The sequence below is a fragment of the Gloeocapsa sp. PCC 7428 genome (genome assembly GCF_000317555.1).
GTDB lineage: Bacteria > Cyanobacteriota > Cyanobacteriia > Cyanobacteriales > Chroococcidiopsidaceae > Chroogloeocystis.
The window spans coordinates 3,034,468-3,057,869 of record NC_019745.1; the positions used below are offsets into that span (position 1 = coordinate 3,034,468).

Annotated in this window: 20 protein-coding genes and 2 pseudogenes; 14 read left to right on the top strand and 8 right to left on the bottom strand. The window is 45.1% G+C overall.

Going from position 1 to position 23,402, the window contains the following annotated elements:
- Position 1: 1 nt before the first annotated feature.
- Together GLO7428_RS13390 and GLO7428_RS13395 are read right to left on the bottom strand one after the other, a co-directional pair.
- Positions 2–217 carry a DUF2945 domain-containing protein gene (locus tag GLO7428_RS13390; RefSeq protein ID WP_015189089.1) on the bottom strand — a complete coding sequence of 72 codons (216 nt, stop codon included), beginning with the start codon at positions 215–217 and terminating at the stop codon, positions 2–4.
- A gap of 380 nt (positions 218–597) precedes the next feature.
- Entirely contained in the window at positions 598–4,326 is a 3,729-nt protein-coding gene (locus tag GLO7428_RS13395) for an oxoprolinase family protein (protein WP_015189090.1), read from the bottom strand.
- Between the two features lie 270 nt (positions 4,327–4,596).
- Here GLO7428_RS13395 and gmd point away from each other — a divergent pair, with 270 nt between their 5' ends.
- Together gmd and GLO7428_RS13405 are read left to right on the top strand one after the other, a co-directional pair.
- Positions 4,597–5,676: a GDP-mannose 4,6-dehydratase gene (gene gmd, locus GLO7428_RS13400; protein WP_015189091.1), complete on the top strand. Its 1,080-nt coding sequence runs from the start codon at positions 4,597–4,599 to the stop codon at positions 5,674–5,676.
- Positions 5,677–5,701: 25 nt separating this feature from the next.
- Positions 5,702–6,646, top strand: a complete 945-nt coding sequence (locus GLO7428_RS13405; RefSeq protein ID WP_015189092.1) for a GDP-L-fucose synthase — start codon at positions 5,702–5,704, stop codon at positions 6,644–6,646.
- A gap of 105 nt (positions 6,647–6,751) precedes the next feature.
- Here GLO7428_RS13405 and GLO7428_RS13410 read toward each other — a convergent pair whose 3' ends face one another.
- Genes GLO7428_RS13410 through uvrB form a run of 3 tightly spaced genes read right to left on the bottom strand, consistent with a single transcriptional unit; the run spans position 6,752 to position 9,337 of the window.
- Positions 6,752–7,162 carry an MEKHLA domain-containing protein gene (locus GLO7428_RS13410; RefSeq protein WP_231295487.1) on the bottom strand — a complete coding sequence of 137 codons (411 nt, stop codon included), beginning with the start codon at positions 7,160–7,162 and terminating at the stop codon, positions 6,752–6,754.
- The gene (locus GLO7428_RS28505; protein WP_015189094.1) at positions 7,149–7,334 is read right to left on the bottom strand and encodes a hypothetical protein; all 186 of its coding nucleotides are present in this window, start codon (positions 7,332–7,334) and stop codon (positions 7,149–7,151) included. Before GLO7428_RS28505 ends, GLO7428_RS13410 begins: the two co-directional genes overlap by 14 nt.
- Positions 7,335–7,339: 5 nt before the next feature.
- Complete coding sequence (gene uvrB, locus GLO7428_RS13415; protein ID WP_015189095.1) at positions 7,340–9,337, bottom strand: excinuclease ABC subunit UvrB; 1,998 nt, start codon at positions 9,335–9,337, stop codon at positions 7,340–7,342.
- Positions 9,338–9,505: 168 nt separating this feature from the next.
- Between uvrB and GLO7428_RS13420 the strand changes: the two genes are divergently transcribed.
- The 4 genes from GLO7428_RS13420 (at position 9,506) to GLO7428_RS13435 (ending at position 11,590) form a co-directional block, all read left to right on the top strand.
- Positions 9,506–9,967 carry a hypothetical protein gene (locus GLO7428_RS13420; protein ID WP_015189096.1) on the top strand — a complete coding sequence of 154 codons (462 nt, stop codon included), beginning with the start codon at positions 9,506–9,508 and terminating at the stop codon, positions 9,965–9,967.
- 259 nt (positions 9,968–10,226) lie between these two features.
- Positions 10,227–10,409 carry a CsbD family protein gene (locus tag GLO7428_RS13425; protein ID WP_015189097.1) on the top strand — a complete coding sequence of 61 codons (183 nt, stop codon included), beginning with the start codon at positions 10,227–10,229 and terminating at the stop codon, positions 10,407–10,409.
- Positions 10,410–10,542: 133 nt separating this feature from the next.
- Entirely contained in the window at positions 10,543–10,974 is a 432-nt protein-coding gene (locus GLO7428_RS13430) for a hypothetical protein (RefSeq protein WP_041918627.1), read from the top strand.
- A 94-nt stretch (positions 10,975–11,068) separates the two neighbouring features.
- Positions 11,069–11,590: a hypothetical protein gene (locus tag GLO7428_RS13435; protein WP_015189099.1), complete on the top strand. Its 522-nt coding sequence runs from the start codon at positions 11,069–11,071 to the stop codon at positions 11,588–11,590.
- 294 nt (positions 11,591–11,884) lie between these two features.
- Here GLO7428_RS13435 and rpe read toward each other — a convergent pair whose 3' ends face one another.
- Entirely contained in the window at positions 11,885–12,589 is a 705-nt protein-coding gene (gene rpe, locus GLO7428_RS13440) for a ribulose-phosphate 3-epimerase (protein WP_015189100.1), read from the bottom strand.
- A 243-nt stretch (positions 12,590–12,832) separates the two neighbouring features.
- Between rpe and GLO7428_RS13445 the strand changes: the two genes are divergently transcribed.
- From GLO7428_RS13445 to blaOXA, 3 genes are all read left to right on the top strand, one after another.
- The gene (locus GLO7428_RS13445; RefSeq protein ID WP_015189101.1) at positions 12,833–14,428 is read left to right on the top strand and encodes a S8 family serine peptidase; all 1,596 of its coding nucleotides are present in this window, start codon (positions 12,833–12,835) and stop codon (positions 14,426–14,428) included.
- A gap of 94 nt (positions 14,429–14,522) precedes the next feature.
- Entirely contained in the window at positions 14,523–15,836 is a 1,314-nt protein-coding gene (locus GLO7428_RS13450) for a serpin family protein (RefSeq protein WP_015189102.1), read from the top strand.
- Between the two features lie 142 nt (positions 15,837–15,978).
- The gene (blaOXA, locus tag GLO7428_RS13455; RefSeq protein ID WP_015189103.1) at positions 15,979–16,830 is read left to right on the top strand and encodes a class D beta-lactamase; all 852 of its coding nucleotides are present in this window, start codon (positions 15,979–15,981) and stop codon (positions 16,828–16,830) included.
- A gap of 16 nt (positions 16,831–16,846) precedes the next feature.
- Here blaOXA and GLO7428_RS13460 read toward each other — a convergent pair whose 3' ends face one another.
- Entirely contained in the window at positions 16,847–18,022 is a 1,176-nt protein-coding gene (locus tag GLO7428_RS13460; protein WP_015189104.1) for an AI-2E family transporter, read from the bottom strand.
- A 108-nt stretch (positions 18,023–18,130) separates the two neighbouring features.
- Between GLO7428_RS13460 and GLO7428_RS13465 the strand changes: the two genes are divergently transcribed.
- Together GLO7428_RS13465 and GLO7428_RS13470 are read left to right on the top strand one after the other, a co-directional pair.
- Positions 18,131–18,667, top strand: coding sequence for a hypothetical protein (locus GLO7428_RS13465; protein WP_015189105.1), 537 nt, complete (start codon positions 18,131–18,133; stop codon positions 18,665–18,667).
- A 294-nt stretch (positions 18,668–18,961) separates the two neighbouring features.
- Complete coding sequence (locus GLO7428_RS13470; RefSeq protein ID WP_015189106.1) at positions 18,962–20,368, top strand: LCP family protein; 1,407 nt, start codon at positions 18,962–18,964, stop codon at positions 20,366–20,368.
- A gap of 1 nt (position 20,369) precedes the next feature.
- Here the strand turns inward: GLO7428_RS13470 and GLO7428_RS13475 are convergent, their stop codons facing one another.
- The gene (locus GLO7428_RS13475) at positions 20,370–21,257 is read right to left on the bottom strand and encodes an alpha/beta fold hydrolase (protein ID WP_015189107.1); all 888 of its coding nucleotides are present in this window, start codon (positions 21,255–21,257) and stop codon (positions 20,370–20,372) included.
- Positions 21,258–21,512: 255 nt separating this feature from the next.
- Here GLO7428_RS13475 and GLO7428_RS29490 point away from each other — a divergent pair.
- From GLO7428_RS29490 to speB, 3 genes and pseudogenes are all read left to right on the top strand, one after another.
- Positions 21,513–21,758, top strand: a pseudogene (locus GLO7428_RS29490) (ArsR/SmtB family transcription factor); the annotation flags it as partial.
- A 165-nt stretch (positions 21,759–21,923) separates the two neighbouring features.
- Positions 21,924–22,361 (top strand): annotated as a pseudogene (locus GLO7428_RS29040) (Clp protease N-terminal domain-containing protein); the annotation flags it as partial.
- A gap of 75 nt (positions 22,362–22,436) precedes the next feature.
- Positions 22,437–23,354, top strand: coding sequence for an agmatinase (gene speB, locus GLO7428_RS13485; RefSeq protein WP_041919151.1), 918 nt, complete (start codon positions 22,437–22,439; stop codon positions 23,352–23,354).
- Positions 23,355–23,402 lie beyond the last annotated feature (48 nt).

Here is a 23,402-nt window from a genome sequence, read left to right on the forward strand (position 1 = left end):
ACTATTCCTCGATCTTTTCTAATGCGTCAGGTTTATGCGCAGCTTCTTTACCTGATTTGTCACTTTCTACAAGGTATTGAGCGTTATCTTCTGACGCAGCAACATGATGTCCTTTAATATCAGTTGGTGAAGTAAGTTTTTGTTTGACTTCACCAGTCGTTTTACCTTGTGAAGTTTTCCACTCTACTTTGTCACCTTTTTTGAATTCTTTAGCCAAGGTAATGCTCCTGTTGGTAATTTCTGCCTAATTTTAAATTATGTTAAGAGTGCTAAGGCTAGCCATCAGCCTAATGACAGAGAACGCTGTAACTACATTAAGAAATAGACCTCCTGCGTGAAGAGAATCGCGAATAAATTCGCGAGATAAATAAAAGAAAGTTCACCTCCGTAAACTTACCCGTAAAAATCTTGTTTTAGTGTACGAAGGTACACTTTGCTTGGATAGCGCTGAAGGAAGTCGGAGGGCGTCTGTGATTCATGCTTGCCATTGCAGTTAAGGAAATTAATTTGTAGAAAGCTGGTGGTATGAGGGCTACAAATAATTTCTCGTCTGCTTCTGAAGCTGCTGATTTGAATCAAAATTAAGGTGAAACGATGTTATTCACCAAATCCACCTCCGCCAGGAGTTTCAATCACAAATACATCTTTTGGTTGCATTTCTACCATTGCGGTACTTCCCAATTGTTCAATTGTTCCATCACTGCGTTCGACAGTATTTTTGCCTACTGCGCCATTTTCTCCGCCGTGTAAACCAAATGGAGGAACAACACGACGCCCTGAAAGGATTGCTGCTGTCATTGGTTCGCGGAATTGGATGCGACGGATAACGCCGTTACCACCTTGATGAAGTCCTTGACCGCCACTATGAGGACGAATGCTAAAGCTTTCTAATAGAACAGGAAACCGCCATTCTAAAACTTCAGGATCGGTGAGGCGAGAATTTGTCATGTGCGTGTGGACAGCATCAGTACCATCAAAGTCTTTACCTGCGCCCGAACCACCGCAGATTGTTTCGTAATATTGATAGCGATCGCTTCCAAAGGTAAAATTGTTCATTGTTCCTTGCGATGCTGCCATCACGCCTAAAGCACCATACAACGCATCTGTAATCGCTTGAGAAGTTTCGACATTTCCTGCAACAACAGCAGCTGGATATCGCGGATTAAGTAAACAACCTTCAGGAATGATAATTTCTAGAGGTTTCAAACACCCTGCGTTTAGTGGAATGTCATCATTTACCAAAGTACGAAAAACGTATAAAACTGCTGCTTTACATATAGCAGATGGAGCATTAAAATTACTTTCGAGTTGCGGTGAAGTTCCTGTAAAATCAACACAAGCACTGCGCGTAGATTTATCAATAGAAATAGCAACTTTAATCGCACTACCGTTATCTAAACAACAAGTAAACTCGCCATCTTGCAAAACATTGATAACACGCCGCACCGACTCTTCAGCGTTATCTTGGACAAACTTCATATAAGCTTGTACAGTATCCAAGTGATAGTGTTCTACCATTTTTTGGAGTTCCTGAACACCGCGTTCGTTAGCAGCAATTTGCGCTTTTAAATCAGCAATATTTTGAGTAGAATTCCGTACTGGATAACGTCCGTCTTCTAAAAGTGACAATAGCTCTTTTTCTCTAAATTGACCATCAACAATTAGCTGAAAATTATCGAGCAAAACACCCTCTTCTGCCACTGTGGTACTATTTGGCGGCATAGAACCAGGAGTCATTCCACCAATATCAGCATGATGTCCGCGCGAGGCGACGTAGAAAAGTGGGGAGTGGCTATTGGTGAGTTGTGAGTGTACTGGAAATACCGGAGTAATGACAGTGATATCGGGAAGGTGAGTTCCACCGTTGTAGGGATTATTCGATGCAAAAACATCTCCAGGCTTGAGCGTATTTCCGCGATCGCCAATCAGTGCTTGCACGCTTTCACTCATCGAACCCAAGTGAACCGGAATGTGAGGTGCATTAGCAACCAACTGCCCATCACCATCAAAAATCGCACAAGAAAAATCCAGCCTTTCCTTAATATTGACCGAAGAACTCGTATTTTGGAGCGTGATTCCCATTTGTTCAGCGATCGCCCGAAACAAATTATTAAAAATTTCCAGCATGACGGGATCGGGGCGAGTTGGGAATTGGTCATTGGTCATTGGTAATTGGGAATTTGAGTTTGTCGAGCGTTTGAGGAGTAAATGGTTGCGATCGCTCACTTGCGCATTCCATCCTGGTTCAATCACATTCGTCCCCGTTGCTTCCACAATAATCGCTGGACCTGAAATCAACTCTTCCGGCTGCAAATCCTCGCGTTGATACACAGGCGTAGTATACCAAGCGTCCCTTGTATACATCTGCACCGTAGCAACTGACACAGTTTTTTTGTTTTCCCTACGTAAAACTACCTCCTCCACAGGCACATCATGCTTACCCACCACTTCAACCGAAACCGCCTCAACAATCAAGCGCTTCTCCGGCGCAATAAACCCATAACGCTGACGATGTAAATCTTCAAACTCCCGTCGCATCACCTCCACATCACCAAAACCCACCATCAAAGCTGCATCCGTCCCCTCATACCGCAAATGCACCTTAGATAAAACCTCAACACCGCTTTCCTTTGCGTCCTTCGTGTCTAACGCCTGCGGCTGACGCCTCCGGCTTCGCTTCGCTAGTGCTTCGCTGGTGTGGTTTAATTCCCCCCTCCCCTCAACCTCCAACACCACCAACAATCCTCTTAAGTCCAACTCCTCAGATAAAACCTCCTCCACCGCACGTTCGCGAATCACCCGCACATCCGCCAACCCCATACCATAAGCAGACAACACCCCAGCATACGGATGAATAAACACCTGCTTCATCCCCAACGCATCCGCAATTAAACAAGCGTGTTGTCCACCCGCACCGCCAAAACAGCATAAAGTATATTCAGAGACATCGTATCCGCGCTGCAACGAAATCTTTTTAATCGCATTTGCCATCTTTTCGACAGCGATCGCCAAAAAACCCGACGCAACTTGTTCCGGCGTGCGGCTATCTCCAATTTCTCTTGTCAATTCAGCAAACTTTTGCCGCACAGTTTCCACATCCAACGGCAAATCTCCGTTGACACCAAAAACTTTCGGAAAGAACTTTGGTTGTAGCTTTCCCACCATCACATTGCAGTCAGTCACAGTCAATGGACCACCTTTAGCATACGCCGCAGGACCTGGATTCGCCCCCGCCGACTCTGGTCCAACACGATATCGCGCGCCATCAAACTGCAAAATTGAACCACCGCCAGCCGCTACCGTATGAATCGCCATCATCGGGGTACGCAAACGCACTCCAGCCACTTCGGTTTCAAAAGTCCGTTCGTACTCGCCGTTGAAATGCGCGACATCCGTAGACGTTCCACCCATGTCAAAGCTGATAATTTTATGAAAACCAGCCATCAAACTTGTTTGTACCGCCCCAACAATTCCGCCCGCAGGTCCTGATAAAATGCTGTCTTTTCCTTGAAATGTCTGAGCATCTGCCAGCCCACCATTAGATTGCATAAACATTAAAGAGGGGTGAGGAGCGAGGGGTGAGGAGCGAGGGTCGTTAGTTATATTATTTAGGTTGGTTGCTTTACTGCTCACTGATAGCTGACTTGACACCTGATCGACATACCGGCGGAGGATCGGAGATAAGTAAGCATCAACAACTGTCGTATCGCCTCGACTAACTAATTTCATTAACGGGCTAACTTCGTGCGATACTGATACTTGAGTGTAGCCAATGGTCTTCGCTAAAGTGGCAATCTCCTGCTCATGCGCTGGAAAGCGATAACCGTGCATCAACACGATCGCACACGCACGGATACCATCTTCATAAGCTGCGTGTAATTCACTGCGTAGAGTATCAAGATCGAGCTTAATCAGTTCTTCGCCTTGAGCGGTGTAGCGTTCTGCGACTTCAATGACGCGCTCGTAGAGCATTTCTGGTAAGATAATTTGTCGCGCAAAAATATCTGGGCGGTTTTGATAGCCAATCCGCAAAGCATCGCCAAATCCTTTGGTAATGACTAAAACTGTGCGATCGCCTTTACGTTCGAGCAGTGCATTCGTCGCGACAGTTGTTCCCATCTTCACAACTGCGATTTGCTCGGCAGGAATGGGTGCATCAGATGCAATGCCTAAAATGTCTCGAATACCCTGGACAGGAGCATCAGTGTAGCGATCGGGATTTTCTGACAATAGCTTATGAACTACCAACTTGCCTGTGGGACTTTTTGCCACAATATCGGTAAATGTACCGCCCCGATCAATCCAAAATTCCCAACAGGCATTCATGCTAACCTCAACACAAATTTGACTTATTTCTTTAGTTATTATTCTTTACGTTATCAACAACCACAGAAAGTGATTCGCGATAACAATATCGTGCAAAGTCAAAATCTTTTCTTAATACTTTGCAACAGATGCGAGTTCGCGTACAGTTTAATTTAACAATCGTTCATTACCACAGCGACACCAAATTTTTTCTGGTGAATCTGTGATTCTTATGCTAAGTTGTAGCAGTTTTACGGTATCCAATTCAGAAGAGGTTATCAGAAATCGAGTATGACGCAACGCAAGCGAGCGCTAATTACAGGGATTACAGGTCAAGATGGCTCCTATTTAAGTGAGTTTTTACTTGAACAAGGATATGAAGTTCACGGCATTATCCGGCGGACATCAACATTCAACACTGACCGGATCGATCATATCTACGAAGACCCACACAAAGAGGGAGTCAAGTTACTTTTACACTATGGCGATCTTACCGATGGCACAACGCTGCGACGGATTCTAGAAGAAACTCAGCCGACCGAAATCTATAACCTCGGCGCACAATCACACGTACGCGTGAGCTTTGATTCACCTGAATATACTGTAGACTCAGTGGCGATGGGTACGCTGCGGCTGCTCGAAGCAATTCGCGATTATCAACAGCGTACAGGAATCGAAGTCCGCTTCTACCAAGCCGGTTCGTCAGAAATGTTTGGTTTGGTGCAAGAAGTTCCCCAGAAAGAAACCACACCATTTTACCCGCGCAGTCCCTATGCTTGTGCGAAAGTCTATGCACACTGGCAAACACTCAACTACCGCGAATCCTATGGTTTGTTCGCGTGTAATGGCATTTTGTTTAATCACGAATCGCCACGCCGTGGAGAAACCTTTGTCACGCGCAAAATTACGCGAGCAGTAGCGCGAATTGTTGCAGGAAAGCAAAAGAAAATCTACATGGGCAATCTCGATGCTAAACGCGATTGGGGCTATGCGAAAGACTACGTACGCGCAATGTGGTTGATGCTACAACAGCCCGAACCCGACGATTATGTGATTGCGACGGGGGAAACGCACTCGGTACGCGAATTTCTTGATTTAGCATTTGGCTATGTCAATCTCAATTGGCAAGATTATGTCGAGTTTGACGATCGTTATCTGCGACCCGCAGAAGTTGAGTTATTGATTGGCGATCCGACAAAAGCTAAACAAAAACTAGGTTGGCAACCATCGGTTACATTTGAGCAGTTAGTCGCACTGATGGTAGAAGCTGATTTAAAAGCATTAGGTCAAGAGTCGCCTAATGGTAATGGTGCGCAAGTTGTTCAGGATTTAGCTACGATTCGTCAAGAGTTGGGTAGTCTACACTTTTAGGCAAAACGGACAAGGAATTAAAAAAATGACAGCCTTAGATTTAAAAGACAAACGCATTCTTGTCACGGGTGGGGCTGGGTTCTTGGGTCGTCAAGTCATTGAGCAATTGCATTTTGCAGGAGCCGAACCGCAAAAAATTACAGTAACGCGATCGCAAGAATGTGACTTACGCACTTTAGAAAATTGCCAACGCGCAGTCGATCAGCAAGATATCGTCATTCACCTCGCCGCGCACGTTGGTGGTATTGGTTTAAATCAAGTCAAACCAGCAGAACTTTTTTACGATAATTTAATGATGGGCACGCAGTTAATTCACGCTGCGTATCAAGCTGGCGTAGAAAAATTCGTTTGTGTCGGCACAATCTGTGCTTATCCTAAATTTACACCAGTACCCTTCAAAGAAGACGACCTTTGGAATGGCTATCCAGAAGAAACAAATGCGCCCTATGGTGTAGCAAAAAAAGCGCTTTTAGTCCAGCTTCAAGCCTACAGGCAACAATACGACTTTAATGGTATTTACTTACTGCCAGTAAACTTGTACGGGCCAGAAGATAACTTTAATCCTGAAAGTTCTCATGTGATCCCTGCGCTGATTCGTAAGGTTTACGAAGCTCAACAAAACGGTGACAAAGAAATTCGCGTGTGGGGTGACGGTAGTCCTACGCGCGAGTTTCTCTATTCCCAAGATGCAGCACGGGGCATCGTTATGGGAACTGTCGCTTACAATGAGCCTGAACCTGTTAACTTAGGTACCGGCTATGAGATCTCCATCCGTGACTTGATTACTTTGATTTGCGAACTGATGGAGTTTGACGGCAAAATTGTTTACGAAACCGATAAACCCAACGGTCAACCGCGTCGTTGTTTAGATACAGAACGAGCCAAGCAAAAATTCGGCTTCACGGCTCAAGTTGATTTTAAACAAGGACTCAAAAACACGATTGATTGGTATCGGCAACACGCTAGCTAAAGTAAGGGGTCAGAGGTCAGAGGTCAGGGGTCAGGGATAATACCTTTAAAATTATATAATGACCTCACCTTCCCCTCTATTGATGTAGATTAACGACAGGGCAAATTAGATAAATTTATACCGAGAAAAAACCGCAGCTTGACCCCATTTTTGGTTTTCAGCGTCAACAACATTCCAAATTATCCCATCTTCGATATAGAATCGCTGGCCAGTTTTTGAGATGCGGACACCAGAATAGTGACAATAGCCTTTATGAGTTGTTTCTGCAAGTAGGCGATCGCGTTCCTGTTGTACCATCTCCTCAGCAGATTTGCGCGAAGGCAATGTCGTAAATTCTTCCCAAGAAAACTCCCACAGTGTTAATGCTTGCTGATTACCATAGTTGAAAATTGGATCGGCTTGTATACCATGCGAAACGACAACAAACGGTGCAGTAAACAAAGCTTGGGCAATTTCCGCTGGTGTTCCCGTAATATCGAGTAAGGCATTCCCCGTCCAGTACTCAAAACTGTACATTAATCGCTGACTTTGACAGATAACTTCCTTCTGCTGCCAAACAAACATAGACAATCCACAATGTGTCAACCATCAACCATACTGTACGCGATCGGTAACGCAATCCCACCGTCAGCGATCGGTAACGCAATCCCACCATAAGTAAGGGTTTGGCAATGCCAAACCCCTGCATATCCCTCAATGTCCCAATAACTTATCGCGCAGATGCTTAATGCGATCGCGATACTTCGCTGCTTCCTCAAACTCCAAATTCTTCGCGGCTTCCTTCATCTGGGCTTCTAACTGCGTAATCAATTCTGGAATATCCGCTAACGGTAAATCATCGGCTTGTTCGTAAGCTTCTTCGAGTTGTTGCGAATTCAACCGCCGCGACACTTCTAAAAACGACAAAATCGCATTATTGGTGCGCTTGACAATCGGTTGCGGTGTAATGCCGTGTTTCTCATTGTATTCTAGCTGAATTGCGCGGCGTCGCTCGGTTTCTGAGATCGCTTTGATCATGCTATCCGTCAGATTATCTGCATATAGAATTGCTTGTCCGCGAACGTGACGTGCAGCCCTACCAATTGTTTGAATCAGCGATCGCTCCGCCCGTAAGAAACCTTCTTTATCTGCATCCAAAATCGCTACTAAGGAAACCTCCGGTAAATCTAATCCTTCGCGCAGCAAGTTCACCCCGACTAAAACATCAAAATTGCCTTGGCGCAACTCTTGCAAAATCTCAATCCGCTCAATCGAGTTAATTTCGGAATGCAGATACCGCACGCGGATTCCCTGATCTTGCAAATATTCTGTTAAATCTTCCGCCATGCGCTTTGTCAAAGTTGTCACTAAAACTCGTTCGCGGCGCTCAACGCGTTCTTTCACTTCTCCTAAAAGATCGTCAATTTGCCCTTCGGTAGGACGTACAAAGATTTCCGGATCGACAACACCAGTAGGACGAATCACTTGTTCAACAACTCGACCTTCTGAAAGTTCTATCTCCCAATCGCCTGGCGTTGCTGATACAAAAATACACTGATTAACCTTCGACCAAAACTCGTCAGCCTTTAACGGGCGGTTATCGGCGGCGCTGGGTAAGCGAAATCCATGCTCAATTAAGACTCGCTTCCGCGCTTGGTCGCCATTGTACATCCCGCGAATTTGTGGAACGGTGACGTGCGATTCATCGACCACAAGTAACCAGTCGTCAGGGAAGTAGTCGATCAAACACTCTGGTGGTTCGCCTGGTTGACGCCCCGCTAAGTGACGCGAATAGTTTTCGACGCCGTTGCAGTAACCGACTTCGCGTAACATTTCCAAGTCATACCGCGTCCGCTGATCCAAGCGCTGGGCTTCTAAGAGTTTACTTGCTTGCTCTAATTCAGCTTTGCGTTGCTTAAGTTCGGCTTCAATTGCATCGCACGCCGCTTCTAAGCGTTCTTCTGGTGTAACAAAGTGACGCGCTGGGTAGATATTAACCGCAGACAAGCTTTGAATAATTTCACCCGTTACCGGATCGACGTAGCGAATTGCATCAATTTCATCGCCAAAAAACTCAACGCGAATAATCCGATCTTCGTAAGCAGGACCAATTTCTAACACATCACCGCGTACCCGAAACCGTCCTCGCCCCATTTCGACATCGTTGCGGCTATATTGTACCGTAGCCAAATCGCGCAGAATCTGTCTTTGATCGACTTCCATTCCCATTTTCAAGGGAATTGCGGCTTTGAGATACTCCGAGGGAATCCCTAAACCATAGATACAGCTAATCGAAGCAACAACGATCGCATCGCGGCGTTCAAATAGCGATCGCGTCGCGGAGTGTCGCAACATATCGATTTCATCGTTGATCGAAGCACTCTTTTCAATATAAGTATCTGTGACTGGAATGTACGCCTCCGGCTGATAGTAATCGTAGTAGCTGACAAAATACTCTACTGCATTGTTCGGGAAGAACTCGCGTAACTCGTTGCATAGTTGTGCGGCGAGCGTTTTATTGTGCGCAAGCACGAGTGTTGGTTTCCCAATTTTTTCAATCACCGCAGCAACGGTAAATGTCTTTCCGGTTCCCGTCGCGCCAAGTAAGGTTTGGTACTGATTTCCTTGTTTGACGTGTCGAGTCAGTTGGGCGATCGCGTGAGGTTGATCGCCAGTCGGTTGAAACGGTGCTTGGAGACAAAATTCTGTCATACAGTTTTATGAATCCCTTTACTTATCTTTACATATTTAGTTTTATTTATGCATACCATGTGAACTTATTTAGACCTAAATAATGCTTTTTCCAGTACACTCAAAATCAATCGCAAAAACAATTTTTCTAATTATTAACAAAAATTTGATATCAAGAGGGATAAAACTATGGTTGCAAGTAGCACCGCTGAAGCAAACGAAACGCTTAGCAATGCAAATTCCAGTTCAGAATTATCCACGCAAATCAAAAGCGATCGCGTTCCATCAAGCCCCTTACCAGGTCAGCGCCCTATCGCGTCTAGCACGTTTGAAATTCGCGATACAGTTAATATTTTAGGGATGCGTCCAATTGTCTCCAGCGATTTGCAAGTTTCTGATACAATTAACTTAGCCGGAGTGCGTCCAATTGTCTCCAGCGATTTGCAAGTTTCTGATACAATTAATTTAGCCGGAGTGCGCCCGATTGGGTCGAGTGATTTACAGGTTTCTAGCACTATAGACTTACTGGGTATTCGTCCTATCGCTTCAAGTGGAATACAGTTTTCTAAAACAATTACAACATCTGGAATTCGCCCAATCGCTGCAAATAGCCTAGAAAAATATGACGATCTTATGGGTTACATAGATTAGTTTAAAAATTAATAGCGACGTCTTGGTAACTGGTGTTGTAAAAATGCCAGTTTTTTTGTGTATAAGTATGATTCTCTTCATTTAGGCATAGTCGTAAACAAACTGCGACTTTTCTCATTCTTTATACTGATAACTTTAATATGTCTTCTGACAGAAGCCTGCATTGTCGTATTTCGGATAAGTTGTAAACGTAAGCACAAACAAACTTCAAGGTTGCTAGATAACACGAAAAGTTTGTTTAGGAACAAGGAGAAGAAAAATGAGTTTAGAAGATAGAGCTAAAGCTACTGGTAAAAATATCGAAGGTAAAGCTCAAGAAGCTTGGGGAAACGTTACAGGAGATCCCCAAGATAAAGCAGAAGGCAAAGCAAAGCAAGCAGAAAGCGAAGTACGTCATGGTGTAGAAGACGTAAAAGATAATGTCAAAGAGAAGCTTGACTAATTGCTAATTAATTAACTTAAAAGGTCTAGTTTTTCTAGACCTTCATCATTTATAAAGTCTCATAAAATTGAACTCAAATAAGCAATGAGCTTTGCAATTCTGTAAAAATGGGAGGAAAATTAAAGTGAATTTTATGCAGAGATTTCGTAAAGTTCTGACAGCGCTAACATTAGTGTTAGTTCTTACGATGTCTGTTGCTTGCAGCAGCGCAGTTAATGCCAAAGCACCAACAACAAGTTTACCACCAGCCGCAGACACAACCGGAAACTATGCTTTGTTAGAGCGTGGTAACACTTCCGCCGGACAAGACTTTGGCAACTGGGTAGTCCAGACAGGGAGAGGTTTAGTCCAAGATGCCTATGTACGCGACCAAAACAAATTGGGTGTCGTTATTACACCACAAGTTCGTCCTAATGAGGTAAGACCTTTAGCGAAATCATTACTTCAAGGCTTTCATCGGACTTTCCCAAATCAAGATTTAACAGTTTTGATGTACGCTCCTGATAAAAAACTGATTCTGACTGCTCAGTACGACACTCAATCGAATCAGATCAAGTATCAATAATGCGGTAGATGATTCATCCTTAGCTTGAGCAATTAGCTAAGGAAAATTTGAAAGCACAATGCGCGACAACGCAATTTAAGCAAGGAGAGGAAAAATGTATAACAGCGAGCAATACAAACGCCAAATTATGGATGACTTGGCGCAAGGTGATACCGAAACAATGGAAGAAGTATCAACAAACGAGCGCCAATACGAAAACTTTGATGATTTTGCACAACGCTCATCGCACGCAGAACGCCGTCAACTATTTGGACGTTCTTTGCACCCCGATCGCATTCCTCCCAGCCAAATGGAGCCAGAATTGCAAAAAGCGATCGCACAAATTAAGCCGAATGAAAGAGATGATGTCGCCCGCGCGTTCTTCAAGCACCTGAAAGAAAGAGGACTAAGCGATCGCCAGCTAGAACAACAGCTAGCTTTATCAACGCATCATCCCAACAAAATGAGTGCAGATGATGTCAGCAAGCTGGCTACGTTTGTCTATCACAATCATCCTGATATCTTCCAAGAAGTCATGGCAGAGCAACCAGGAATCATCAAGTTCCTCAGCAATCCTCTAGTTGCTGCTGTTCTAGGAATCGCGGCGGCTAAATGGTTAGGTAGTCAACGCAAATAACAGCGTCAGAACTTAGGCAATAGCTACCCCAAACAATCACTACTTCACGAGTAGCCCTTTTTGGAGGGGGTTTGGGGGACGCAACCGTGAGCCAGCGCGTTGCGGGGGTTCCCCCCGTTGTAGCGACTGGCGTCCCCCGATGGAGGGAATGTGGGGAAGCCCCCCCAACTCGTGGTTTTATAAGATTGCATAAGTGATAAATGTATAGAATAGGCATCGTGCCTTCTCATTAATAACCAAAAAGAGAGTAGATCATAACCACGATCTGCTCTCTTTTTTTAGAAAACTATAATTTTAAACAGTTGCCAATTCTGGAGTCGGACGCTTGCTGTTGCGAATACCCTCGATCGCTTCAGCATAATCTTTAGCATTAAATACCGCAGACCCAGCAACGATCGCATTCGCACCCGCTTCAATCACTTGCCAAGTATTATTTGCTTTTAAGCCGCCATCAACTTCAATCCAAGGATCGAGACCGCGATCGTCGAGCATTTGACGCAGTTTGCGAATCTTAGGCAATACAGCAGGAATAAAACTTTGACCGCCAAAGCCAGGGTTGACACTCATGATCAAAATCATGTCACAAAGCTCTAGCACGTATTCGATTAACTCTAGCGGAGAACTAGGATTTAAAACAACACCGGCTTTTTTGCCCAACTCTCTAATTTGACCGAGCGTGCGGTGCAAGTGCGGTGAAGCATTGTGTTCAGCATGAACGTAAATGTGGTCGGCTCCAGCCTTCGCAAAATCTTCGACATACTTTTCTGGTTCCACAATCATCAAGTGGACATCCAGCGGCTTTTGAGTAACAGGACGAATCGCTTCTACGATTAATGGACCAATCGTAATGTTGGGAACAAACCGCCCATCCATCACATCAACATGAATCCAGTCGGCTCCTGCTGCATCTACTGCCCGAATTTCGTCACCTAGGCGCGAAAAATCTGCTGATAGTATAGATGGAGCAACTACAATAGGCTTTTTGCTGGCTTGGGTCATGCTACTCGTTCTCCTGCTTCCTCGATTGTATGCATTTTAACAAAATCTTTAGTATTAAACGTGCGATCGCCAAAACTTCTCATAGCAATATTGCACCTCTAATAAAACAAAATTTCTTATCAATTTATGCAACGGCTTAAAAGACTCGCTACAAAATAAAGAAGTGAGGAGCAAGATCTTATCAACGAGTTAGCAGTAGTTAATTATATTTTTTTGCCCAAAACTGAGTGAATTTAGAAATCAATGGTAAGAAAACTTGTCTGGCTAGTAGGAGGACTAAGCGCTTCCTGTATCAGTCTTCCTGTCCTCGCGTTAGAAACAACCTCAGTAGGAGAAGCAGGAATTAATGCATTGCGGTTACACGGTGCGCCTTACAACCTAATTGGTCGCAAAATCGGTATTGGTCAAGTAGAAATTGGACGTCCTGGACAATTTGGCTTAGATAAAGCTGTAGTGCGCAATCAACGCATGAGTTTAGCAGGTGTCTTTTTGCGCAACCAGCCAGCAAAACCTAACACGAATATTGACCCGCACGCGCAAAACGTTGCGAGTGTGATGATTAGTACCGATAAAGCCGTACGAGGTGTCGCACCAGGCGCGCGACTTTATTCAACTGCGGTTGGTTCGCTGAGAACAGGTGGTCAGCCAGAAGAGTGTTTATCTGCACAACACATTGCGCAGCAAAACGGCGGTGATGTCCGCGCGATCAACTTTAGCTTCGGCGAAACGCTCGATCGCGATCCGCGACCGAATGCACTTTTAGATGGTCAAGCCTTACTGACGCAATGCATCGATTGGTCTGCCCGCGTTCACAATGTGGTGTATGCGATCGCTGGTAATCAAGGCAAAGGCGGAATTCCCATCCCTACGGATAACTTTAATGGTATTAACGTTGCGTTTACCACTCGCAGGCAAGGAATCTTCACGCGGCTGGATGTGTCTAATTTAAGCGATGCGATTTCTGGTGGCGTTGGCGGTAGACTCAACGGTCGAGAAGTCAACTTAGGTCCACGGCGGGCGATCGGTTTAGTCGCTCCTGGAAATAAAATTACGTTGCTCAATCCAGATGGTAAAACGACGCAAGTCACTGGGACAAGTTTTGCCGCACCTCATGTTACCGCAACGGTTGCGTTACTACAAGAATACGGCGACAAGCAACTGAGTTCGCGTCAGCGTAACTGGAGTTTAGATGCGCGGCGTCAGGAAGTCATGAAAGCCGTAATGCTCAATTCGGCGGATAAATACCGAGATCCAGGCAATGGATTACTGCTAGGAATGAGCAAAACTATTTTAGATAAACAAAATCAGCACTGGTTAAATTCAGACGCTTACCGCGATCCGACAATTCCCCTACAAGCACAGATGGGAACAGGTCAACTTAATGCCTATCGCGCTTATCAGCAATTTAGTGCAGGTCAATGGCACCCCGCAAGACCTGTACCCGCGATTGGCTGGGATTATCGGACGGTTAATGCGACAGCACATCATGATTACGTCTTAGCGCAACCATTACAGCAAGGTAGTTTTGTATCGGTTACTTTGAATTGGAATCGCTTGGTAGAGTTGAACGATACCAACAAAAATGGCAGATTTGACGTAGGCGAAACTTTTCGCGATCGCGGTTTAAATAACCTTGACCTTTACTTGCTTAATGCTGATTCCGGCGCAATTGTTGATACAACTTGCACTTCCACAAGCGAAGTCGATAGCGTCGAACACGTTTTTTGTCGAGTTCCCAACACTGGTAGATACAAAGTCCGCGTTCAGTTTCGCCAAAAAGTAAATCACGCCGTTCAACCTTATGCGCTGGCGTGGTGGAGTGTACCTGTGAGAAATTAACCTCCTACAACTGTTGTTGCAAAAAACGTAACCACGCTGCGATCGCTACCACAACGATGGCATAGTTCGCATAAAGAACTATGGTGACAGTAGAATGCAGCCTTTCCTGCTAAGACGCTATGCAATTCGCCTCGGAAGACGATATGTCCTTGCGGCGACAGGCATCATTTTTCTCGGAATCATGGGATGTTCCAGAATCGATGCGATCGATTCGGTTGTCGCCCAGCCTCGCTCTTTGAATCGTCAAGATCCCGACAATATACAAGTGACACCATCGGCAGTGGATAACAAATTAGTTGCAGCGAATACACGATTTGGGTTTAAACTCTTTTCGGAGATCTTGAGACAACAAAGCGATCGCAATATTTTCCTCTCACCGACTAGTGTCGCGATTCTGCTAGAAATGCTCTACAACGGTGCTGGTGGCGAAACGCAACAAGCAATGGCGAAAACCCTAGAAGTACAAGGCATTAGCCTCCAAGATATTAACGCTGCCAACACCGCGCTGCTCAATACTCTGACAAATCCCGATGCGAATGTACAACTGGCGATCGCGAACTCACTTTGGGCAAAGCAAGAATACCCCATCCGACCCGATTTTTTACAGCGAACTCAAAGCTTTTACAAAGCACAAGTCAGCAATTTAGACTTTGATTCCCCCGATGCGACAAATACAATTAATCAATGGGTAAACCAAAACACGAATGGCAGAATTGAGCAGATTGTAGACGAGATTAATCCTGAAGATGTGCTGTTTTTGATCAACGCGATTTACTTTAAAGGTCAATGGACCGACGAGTTCGACAAAAGCCAAACAACAGATGCGCCATTTTATCTAACAAGCGGTACGCCGAAACAACACCCGCTGATGTCGCAAACGGGTAGATACCGATACTACGAAAATCCACAGTTTCAAGCCGTTAGCCTACCCTACGGCGAAAATGGCAGACTCAGTTTATACGTCTTCTTACCTCGTCAAAACTCAAATTTATCAAACTTTTATCAACAACTCAATTCGGCTAACTGGGAACAGTGGCTAACTCAATTTAACTTGCGTGAAGGCACAGTACGGCTACCGCGTTTTCAAATGGAATATGATGTAACACTCAACGATACCCTTAAAGCTTTAGGTATGGGAGTTGCCTTTGCAGACAATGCCAACTTTTCGGGTGTCGGTGACGATTTAGCGCTGAGTGAAGTCAAGCATAAAACTTTTGTCGAAGTGAATGAAGAAGGAACCGAAGCGGCGGCTGTGACATCGGGAAGAGTGATGGCGGTATCTGCACCCGTTGCAGAACCTTTCGAGATGACGGTGAATCGTCCTTTCTTCTGTGCAATTCGCGATAACCAAACAGGAACCGTTTTATTTATGGGTTCTATCGTCGAACCGCAAGCAATTAGCAATTAGCTTTTTTGAAAGCTTTGTCTTGAAAACTCCCCTCAACGCTCTTAACCCGCGCACAGGGGTTTTCACTGTGGCAACGGAGACTCAGGATTATAAATGTCCTCATCTTAATACGTCTTGCTATAGCAATGAAGGAAGTACAAATATGTCTCCAATTATGGGGTTGTTGCCTTTTGTTGTCGCGATCGCTTGGACTTCACCGGAGCATTTTAGCAGTGTTGAATTGCCAACAAAAAATCAGCAGCGAACGCAGCAGCTAACTCAAGCACGTTGGCAAGAACGATCCGACTTTAGTAAATACTTTCAACAAGCTGGAGTTGAAGGCACATTTATTCTCTACGACCTTCAGCAAGATCAATATCTTGTCTATAATTCTGACCGCGCCAACACGCGGTTTCTTCCCGCCTCAACTTTTAAAATTTTTAACTCTTTGGTTGCGCTTGAACTTGGCACAATCAAGGACGAAAATCAAGTTTTGAAATGGGATGGCGTAACCCGCAAGTTTCCTGATTGGAACAAAGACCAAACAATGCGAACTGCGATTAAAGACTCTGTGATTTGGTTCTATCAAGAGATGGCAAGGCGTATCGGTCAAGAACGAATGCAATGCTACATCAACTTGACGAATTACGGTAATCGAGACATTAGCGGTGGCATCGATCAATTTTGGCTACAAGGCGAATTGCGCATTAGTGCCAAAGAGCAGATTGATTTTTTGGTGAAGTTGTACCGCAATCAGCTGCCATTTTCCCAAAAAACAATGGACACGGTCAAAGACATTTTGATTGATGAACAAACAGACAACCACGTATTGCGTGGAAAAACGGGTTGGTTGTGGGATATTTCTCCAGAACTGGGGTGGTATGTCGGCTATCTCGAACGCAGCGATCGTGTTTACTTTTTGGCTATGAATATTGATATGTCGCGTCCTGAAGATCGACAGGCAAGAATTGGCATTACTCAACAGATCCTACAAAATCTGAAGTTGCTGGAATAACCTGTTTATTACCTTTCTACACCTGATACGAACCTTTCGGAGGAAGATCTTCAGCAGCTTTTTGTTGCGTGACTTCTACGGTTGTTTGCGAGGCATCACGGCTTGGTTCGGCGGGGACATCATGTACTGCTTCGGGTTCAGAAGAACGTACCGCACTTAGAGCCGTTTTAATCACAACAGCAGTCGGTACGGCGACAATCACACCCAATAAACCACCGATTCTCGCTCCGGTTAAGACCGAAACTAATACCCACACAGGATTTAAACCTGTCACACTCCCCAAAATGCGCGGCGCTACTAAGTTATCTAAAATTTGCTGCACAATCACTGCCGCAATCAAAACGCGCGAACCTAGCCAAAAGTCTTGCAATGCGACCAATAATGTGGTAATGGCAATACCCACAGTTCCCCCAAAGGGAACCAACGCCATAATACCAATCGTGATACCAAACAGTAACCCAAAGGGTACTTTTAACCATAGAAAGATCGCCGTGAGCGAAGACCCCATGCACAAACCGAAAATCAGCTGTCCAATAAAGAAATTTTGGAAGCTAAGGCGTAATGTTTGCGAAAAAGGAGTACGAAGCTTTGTCGGTAGCCATTGAACTAAACTTTGCCAGAGGTCATCGCCATGCTGCAATAAGTAAAATGCCAACACCATCGTTAGCAAAAAGTCTAGCAGGCTTGTGAGCGTGACAACCGCGAGATTTAAAACTTGCACCGCGATCGCTTGCAGTTGCCCTTTGACGCGATCGTTAATTTGTACCACCAAAGCATCAAGATTCAATGGTAAACCTTGATTTTCTGCCCACTCATTCAACAACATCAACTGATGTCGCCCCGAATCAATTAACTCTGGCAGCCGCGCTACGAGTTGTTGGGCTTGCATCAATACTAAGGGGACGAGCGTCACCCCCACCGCAAGCAATATCGATAACGTTAGCAAAAACACCAAAACCGCAACCTGTTCGCGCCTTGCGCCTTGGCGTTCCATCCAACTAACGGGATAATTCAGCAAAAATGCTAACAGTGATGCCCCGACTAAAATCACAATCAACGAGTGGAAGTAATCAAAAATCGTCGATACTGCCAAAGCATTTAAAACAAGCAGGGGAGCGAATAGCGCGATCGCTAACAGCCGCCCAGTCGGCGTCATCACCTGCCACCAATTTAGGAGTTTGCGTGTTTGCATTTACCAACTGCCAAATAGAACAAACTCAATTTCTTTTTCCTTGCAGCCTATTATCTCTAACTCTATCGCTTTGACTCATCCCTCTACCTCAGGATTCTGAAAACTGTTATGAACGATCGTCGAATCAAGGTGAATAGCCCCAGTCGGTTCGCTCAACACGAGCAAATCGCTAGCGCAAAGTTACTAGACAATGCATCGGTAACTTCCTCTCAACGTCAGCAGCCGACTCAAAACCAATTTGCACATTCTGTGACTGATCCTTATAATAATTTCCTCTTCGCTGATTCCCACTTCCCAACTCCTCCTAACCGTCTATTGCTATTGTTCTATCTCATTCCTGTGATTGGCTTTTTTCCATCGCTTTGGACTTTGTATCGCCGTCAAGGTAGCAAAGAACAATTTGCGCTTAGCCGTCTATCGATTACCTTAGCAGGTACTTGGTTGTTAGGTTATCTGTTAATAGGTTTTGGCGCGGAAACTTCTGAGTTTCTAGCACTGCGCTTATTAATCTTAAACAGCTTTTTGACTTCGGGTTATTTTCTAGTCAGTCTTTGGCTGATGTTTTTACTGATTCAAGGTAAAGCTGTGCGTTTACCAGGATTGAGCCAATGGGCAGAGCGCACTTTAAGTAAGCATTTACCCTAATTCAATAGTTTTCAGTGATGAGTGATGAATGATATAAAACACTATTCTTCCTCTGCTCCCTCTGCACCCCTGCTTCCTCTGCTTCTTCTACTGAGGGTGGTTAATCTGCACAAATCCAGTTAAACTCCAAACAGCAAAAACTCAAATTTCTAGCGAAAGTTCCGATATCCTGCGAGATGTGTCATAGTTATTGCTATTTATAGCTCACTACAGTTGATAATTGAGGGCTAGCTTGATCTAACGTCTTTTGCTCTCTTGTTCTTAAATGAACTGCTGTATTTGTTACGTGTGAGGATGTCTGTGCCATTTCATAAAATTTCTGTTCGCAATCCCTCTGTAACTGCGTCTCCCCGAATCGTCAACACCAAGTATTCCTCAGCTAAGTCAGGGCGTTGGCTATGGTTTTGGGTGGCAATGAGTGGTATCGCAATGTTGTCAGCAACCGCTGGAGCGCTGTTAGCTGTATCTTTATCGAGTACCCCGTTAATGCAATCGCGGCTTAGCCCAGAAGAAAAAGCAGTTTTTGGGCGGGGCGATCGCATTTCTAAAACAGGCTTACGCCTTGCTGAATTGACTCGTCCTGTGAATATTCTGGTTTTGGGCGTCAAGGTTCTCTCTTCTGATGTTGACGATCCTGAGATTAGGTCAGAAGACTTAGGCTATCACGCACTGGTTAATTCTTTTGAAGGTCTTTCGGATACGATGCTGCTGCTGCGGTTTGACCCAGAAACCGAAAAATTAGCAGTACTTTCAATTCCTAGAGATACGCGTACCGAAGTTGAAGGACTAGGTGTTACAAAAATTAATGCTGCAAATGCTCAAGGTGGTCCAGCGTTGAGTGCGCAGGCTGTTAGCGACCTTTTAAATGGTGTACCCATCGACCGCTACATCCGCATTAATGTTCAAGGCGTTGAAAAACTCGTCGATGCTTTGGGTGGTGTCACAGTTTATGTCCCCAAAGATATGAAGTATCAAGATGACAGTCAACACTTGTATATCAATTTGAAAGCAGGAAAACATCATCTCGACGGCAATCAAGCGCTGCAATTACTACGCTTCCGTTACGATGAAAACGGCGATATTGGTCGCATCCAACGGCAGCAAATGTTGATGAGGGCATTGATGGAACAGGCTCTAAACCCTGCAACCCTAGCACGAGTACCACAGATTATGTCGGTGATTCAAACGCATATTGATACTAACTTGACGGTAGAAGAGTTAATGGCACTCGTCGGTTTTGGTGTCCAAACTCAACGTTCGGATGTCGAAATGCTGCTTGTCCCAGGGACTTTTAGCACGCCAGATCAGTACGTTGCAAGTTATTGGCTACCCGATGAAGAACGAATTGCCACGATGATGGCAAAGCACTTTAATGTGCCTACCGATTCGGAGTTGAGTGAAGTCGATCCGGCAAGGTTGCGAATCGCTATTCAAGATAGTACAGGAAGCGATCGCGCGATCCAATCGCTGGCTAACGTTCTCCAATCATCTGGATATCAACGCGTTTACGTTGCAAACCCTTGGGACGAACCATTAGAAGTGACGCGGATTGTTGCGCAACAAGGTGATGTTGATAGCGCCCAAGCGATTCGCAATGCTTTGGGATTTGGTGAAATCCGCGTGGAAAGCACGGGTAATCTGCGTTCGGATGTGACGATTCAACTCGGTCAAGATTGGCTGCGATCGCGCGAAGCGCAGTAAATTAGATTTGCTGTGCAATCCATTCTTGTAATATCGGATTGACTTTTTCGGGTGCTTCATCTTGGGGACAATGCCCAACACCTTCAATGGGAATAAACGCTTTTACTTGTGGGTAGTTCGCTAATTGTTTACCCAATTCAAATGGTTCCCACGGATCGGCAGTTCCCCACAACATAATTGCTGGACATGGTAGCTGTGGTAACAAATCTTCGGGTAATGGTCCGGAAGAATACGCCGTGAAAGCTAAAAATACGGCGACAGCACCTGGATCTTTGGCTGGTGCCATCAAAATATCAACGAGTTCATCTGTCACCACTTCCGCATTCGCATACGCCTGTAGCAAAATCTTGCGGACGGTTTTTGGCTTGGCAATTTGATTGAAGAAAAAGTTGCCAATCGGCTTGAGGGCGAGGATTCGTTGCACCAGGGGCGCACCAAAACGGCGATACCAAGGCAAGGTTGCCCGTTTGCGATCGTGAAGCAGTCGCAACGAACAGTTTAACAGCGCAATACTTCTCGCAATTTCTGGATGATCGACAACGGCTTGCATCACTGCAATACAACCAATCGAATTTCCCACTAAAAACGCCGGTTCGCCCACAACCTCGCGGCAAAAATCGGCAATTTGCTGTCCCCACGTTTCAAACGTGTAGTGCATTTCTTCTGTGGGTTCCGGTTTGGCAGAACCACCAAAGCCAATCAAATCAATCGCATAGACACGGCAAGTTTCAGCAAGTACGGGAATGTTTTTGCGCCAATGCCACCAAGAAGCACCAAAGCCATGAATTAACACAACCGCAGGTCCTGTTGTGCCTTGTGTTTGATAGCAAATCGGAAATCCTTGCCAAGTCCAAGTTTTCGTCGCGGTGAAGGATAAAGTAGAAGTCATAGTAGGGGTTGGGGGTCAGGGTTCAGAGGGGCAAGGCAATGCCTTGCCCGTATCGGGGGTCAGAGGGTCAGGGTTCAGAGGGGCAAGGCAATGCCTTGCCCGTATCGGGGGTCAGAGGGTCAGAGCAATGCCTTGCCCGTATCAGGGTTAAATAAATATTTCTATTAGTATCAATAGGCGATCGCCCTCATTATATTGTGACAATTCTTCACAAAATTTTAAATTTTATTTTATTATTTCTATTAGACTAGAAATATGGAATCAAGCACGGCAAAATATGCAGATTTATTTGCGGCACTTGCGTCAGAACCTCGGCTAGAAATTATGCGATTACTCTTTGCAACTTATCCGCAAGGAATGATCGTGAGTGATATTCAAGCCAAATTACAAATTCCCAATTCAACACTGTCGCATCATCTAGAGAAATTGCGACAAGAGCATCTCATTAGTTCTAGAAAAGAAAAGCAATATATCTGGTACGCAGTCAACACCAAGACAATCGAAGAGTTATTAGCTTTTCTCTTTAACGGCTGTGCGATCGCTAACCCTCGCAGTAGACAAGACAAGCTAGACCCTGTTCGCAATCCATTCACGGAGGCAGGATTTATGTTTGAAGGATTCTTAAACTCCATCGAAAGCCTATTTGGTAGTGTGTTTGACCGGATTGTGCTTCCCAGAGGTTTTGAACGATTTACGCAAAAAGCAACGCAAGTCATTGCGCTAGCCCAAGATGAATCGCGCCGTTTGGGACATCAATACGTTGGTACTGAACAACTTTTATTAGGACTACTCGGAGAAGGAACCGGAACCGCCGCACAAATTCTTTTAGCCGAAGGACTCAACGTAGAAAATCTGCGAATAGAAGTCGAGAAACGCATTGGACGTGGAAAAGGAACGCCGCTGGATATTCCTTTTACACCGAGAGCCAAAAGAGTTTTAGAGCTTTCTGTTGAACAATCGCAGCGCCTAGGCGATCAATACATTGGTACTGAACACTTACTGTTAGGAATTTTGCGCGAACGTGGTGGCATGGCAGTTCGCGTCCTCGAAAGCTTAGGAGTTAACCTGTATAGCTTAGAACAGCGAATTCTGCGCTGGAATGGATCTCATTAGTCGTGCAGCGATCGCCTGGAGTATGCCAGGATGGTTCGTGTTGTGTTCCTGTTAAACTCATTTGTCATGCTGGCTCAAACTTCTACAGCGGTTACACCTTTTTTGGGCGCAGACGTTGCGGCGGATTATGCTGCGGCGCAGGTTGTCATTTTACCAATTCCCTACGAAGCAACAACAACGTATCGGCGTGGCTGTGAAACCGGACCTGATGCAATTCTCGCAGCTTCGCAGCAAGTGGAATACTATGATGAGGAACTCGACTGGGAAACGGGACTTGATGTAGGTATCTACACGCATCCAGCGATCGCGGATACTAGAAGCGGGGCTGTCACCTCCGAGGAAATGTTGCAAGTTACCAGAGAAACTGTTTTCAAGCTCGTGCGAGATGGCAAATTTGTCATTTCTTTAGGCGGCGAACACAGTATTACCACAGGCATTGTGGAGGCGTACCGCCAAGCGTATCCAGATGAATCATTTACCGTTGTGCAAATTGACGCGCATGGAGATTTGCGCCACGAGTACGAAGGCTCGATTCATAACCATGCTTGCGTGATGCGACGGATTGTTGATATGAAATTACCAACGGTTCAAATTGGCATTCGGGCGATTTGTAAAGAAGAAGCTGATCTGATCAAAGAAAAAAATCTCACCGTGTTTCGCGCGCGAGAAATTGCCGCACAACCAAATTGGATCGAAAATGCGATCGCCGCAATTCCCACAGAAAAGGTATTTCTGACGATTGACTTAGATGGCATCGACCCCACACTGATTCCTGGTGTTGGAACTCCTGAACCTGGTGGTTTGAATTGGTACGCACTGACAACATTTCTGTGTGGCGTCTTTGACAAACATCAAGTCATTGGCTGTGATGTGATGGAATTAGCCCCAGTGACTGATTCAGTCGTTTCAGAATTTACCGCCGCTAAGCTTGTTTACAAACTCATTGGCTATCACGCAAAGGGGCGAGGAGCGAGTACAAGATAGGGAGTAGCGCGGTACGAAGAGCCAAAAATTACGCTGAGCAAGACAATT

Coding starts and splice junctions, on each gene's coding strand:
- gmd (WP_015189091.1), top strand. CDS start 4,597: ATGACGCAACGCAAGCGAGCGCTAATTACAGGGATTACAGGTCAAGAT.
- GLO7428_RS13460 (WP_015189104.1), bottom strand. CDS start 18,022: ATGCAAACACGCAAACTCCTAAATTGGTGGCAGGTGATGACGCCGACT.
- GLO7428_RS13470 (WP_015189106.1), top strand. CDS start 18,962: ATGTCTGTGCCATTTCATAAAATTTCTGTTCGCAATCCCTCTGTAACT.
- GLO7428_RS13420 (WP_015189096.1), top strand. CDS start 9,506: ATGGTTGCAAGTAGCACCGCTGAAGCAAACGAAACGCTTAGCAATGCA.
- GLO7428_RS13445 (WP_015189101.1), top strand. CDS start 12,833: ATGGTAAGAAAACTTGTCTGGCTAGTAGGAGGACTAAGCGCTTCCTGT.
- GLO7428_RS13430 (WP_041918627.1), top strand. CDS start 10,543: ATGCAGAGATTTCGTAAAGTTCTGACAGCGCTAACATTAGTGTTAGTT.
- speB (WP_041919151.1), top strand. CDS start 22,437: ATGCTGGCTCAAACTTCTACAGCGGTTACACCTTTTTTGGGCGCAGAC.
- GLO7428_RS28505 (WP_015189094.1), bottom strand. CDS start 7,334: ATGCAGGGGTTTGGCATTGCCAAACCCTTACTTATGGTGGGATTGCGT.
- GLO7428_RS13465 (WP_015189105.1), top strand. CDS start 18,131: ATGAACGATCGTCGAATCAAGGTGAATAGCCCCAGTCGGTTCGCTCAA.
- uvrB (WP_015189095.1), bottom strand. CDS start 9,337: ATGACAGAATTTTGTCTCCAAGCACCGTTTCAACCGACTGGCGATCAA.
- GLO7428_RS13395 (WP_015189090.1), bottom strand. CDS start 4,326: ATGAATGCCTGTTGGGAATTTTGGATTGATCGGGGCGGTACATTTACC.
- GLO7428_RS13475 (WP_015189107.1), bottom strand. CDS start 21,257: ATGACTTCTACTTTATCCTTCACCGCGACGAAAACTTGGACTTGGCAA.
- blaOXA (WP_015189103.1), top strand. CDS start 15,979: ATGTCTCCAATTATGGGGTTGTTGCCTTTTGTTGTCGCGATCGCTTGG.
- GLO7428_RS13405 (WP_015189092.1), top strand. CDS start 5,702: ATGACAGCCTTAGATTTAAAAGACAAACGCATTCTTGTCACGGGTGGG.
- GLO7428_RS13435 (WP_015189099.1), top strand. CDS start 11,069: ATGTATAACAGCGAGCAATACAAACGCCAAATTATGGATGACTTGGCG.
- rpe (WP_015189100.1), bottom strand. CDS start 12,589: ATGACCCAAGCCAGCAAAAAGCCTATTGTAGTTGCTCCATCTATACTA.
- GLO7428_RS13425 (WP_015189097.1), top strand. CDS start 10,227: ATGAGTTTAGAAGATAGAGCTAAAGCTACTGGTAAAAATATCGAAGGT.
- GLO7428_RS13450 (WP_015189102.1), top strand. CDS start 14,523: ATGCAGCCTTTCCTGCTAAGACGCTATGCAATTCGCCTCGGAAGACGA.
- GLO7428_RS13410 (WP_231295487.1), bottom strand. CDS start 7,162: ATGTACAGTTTTGAGTACTGGACGGGGAATGCCTTACTCGATATTACG.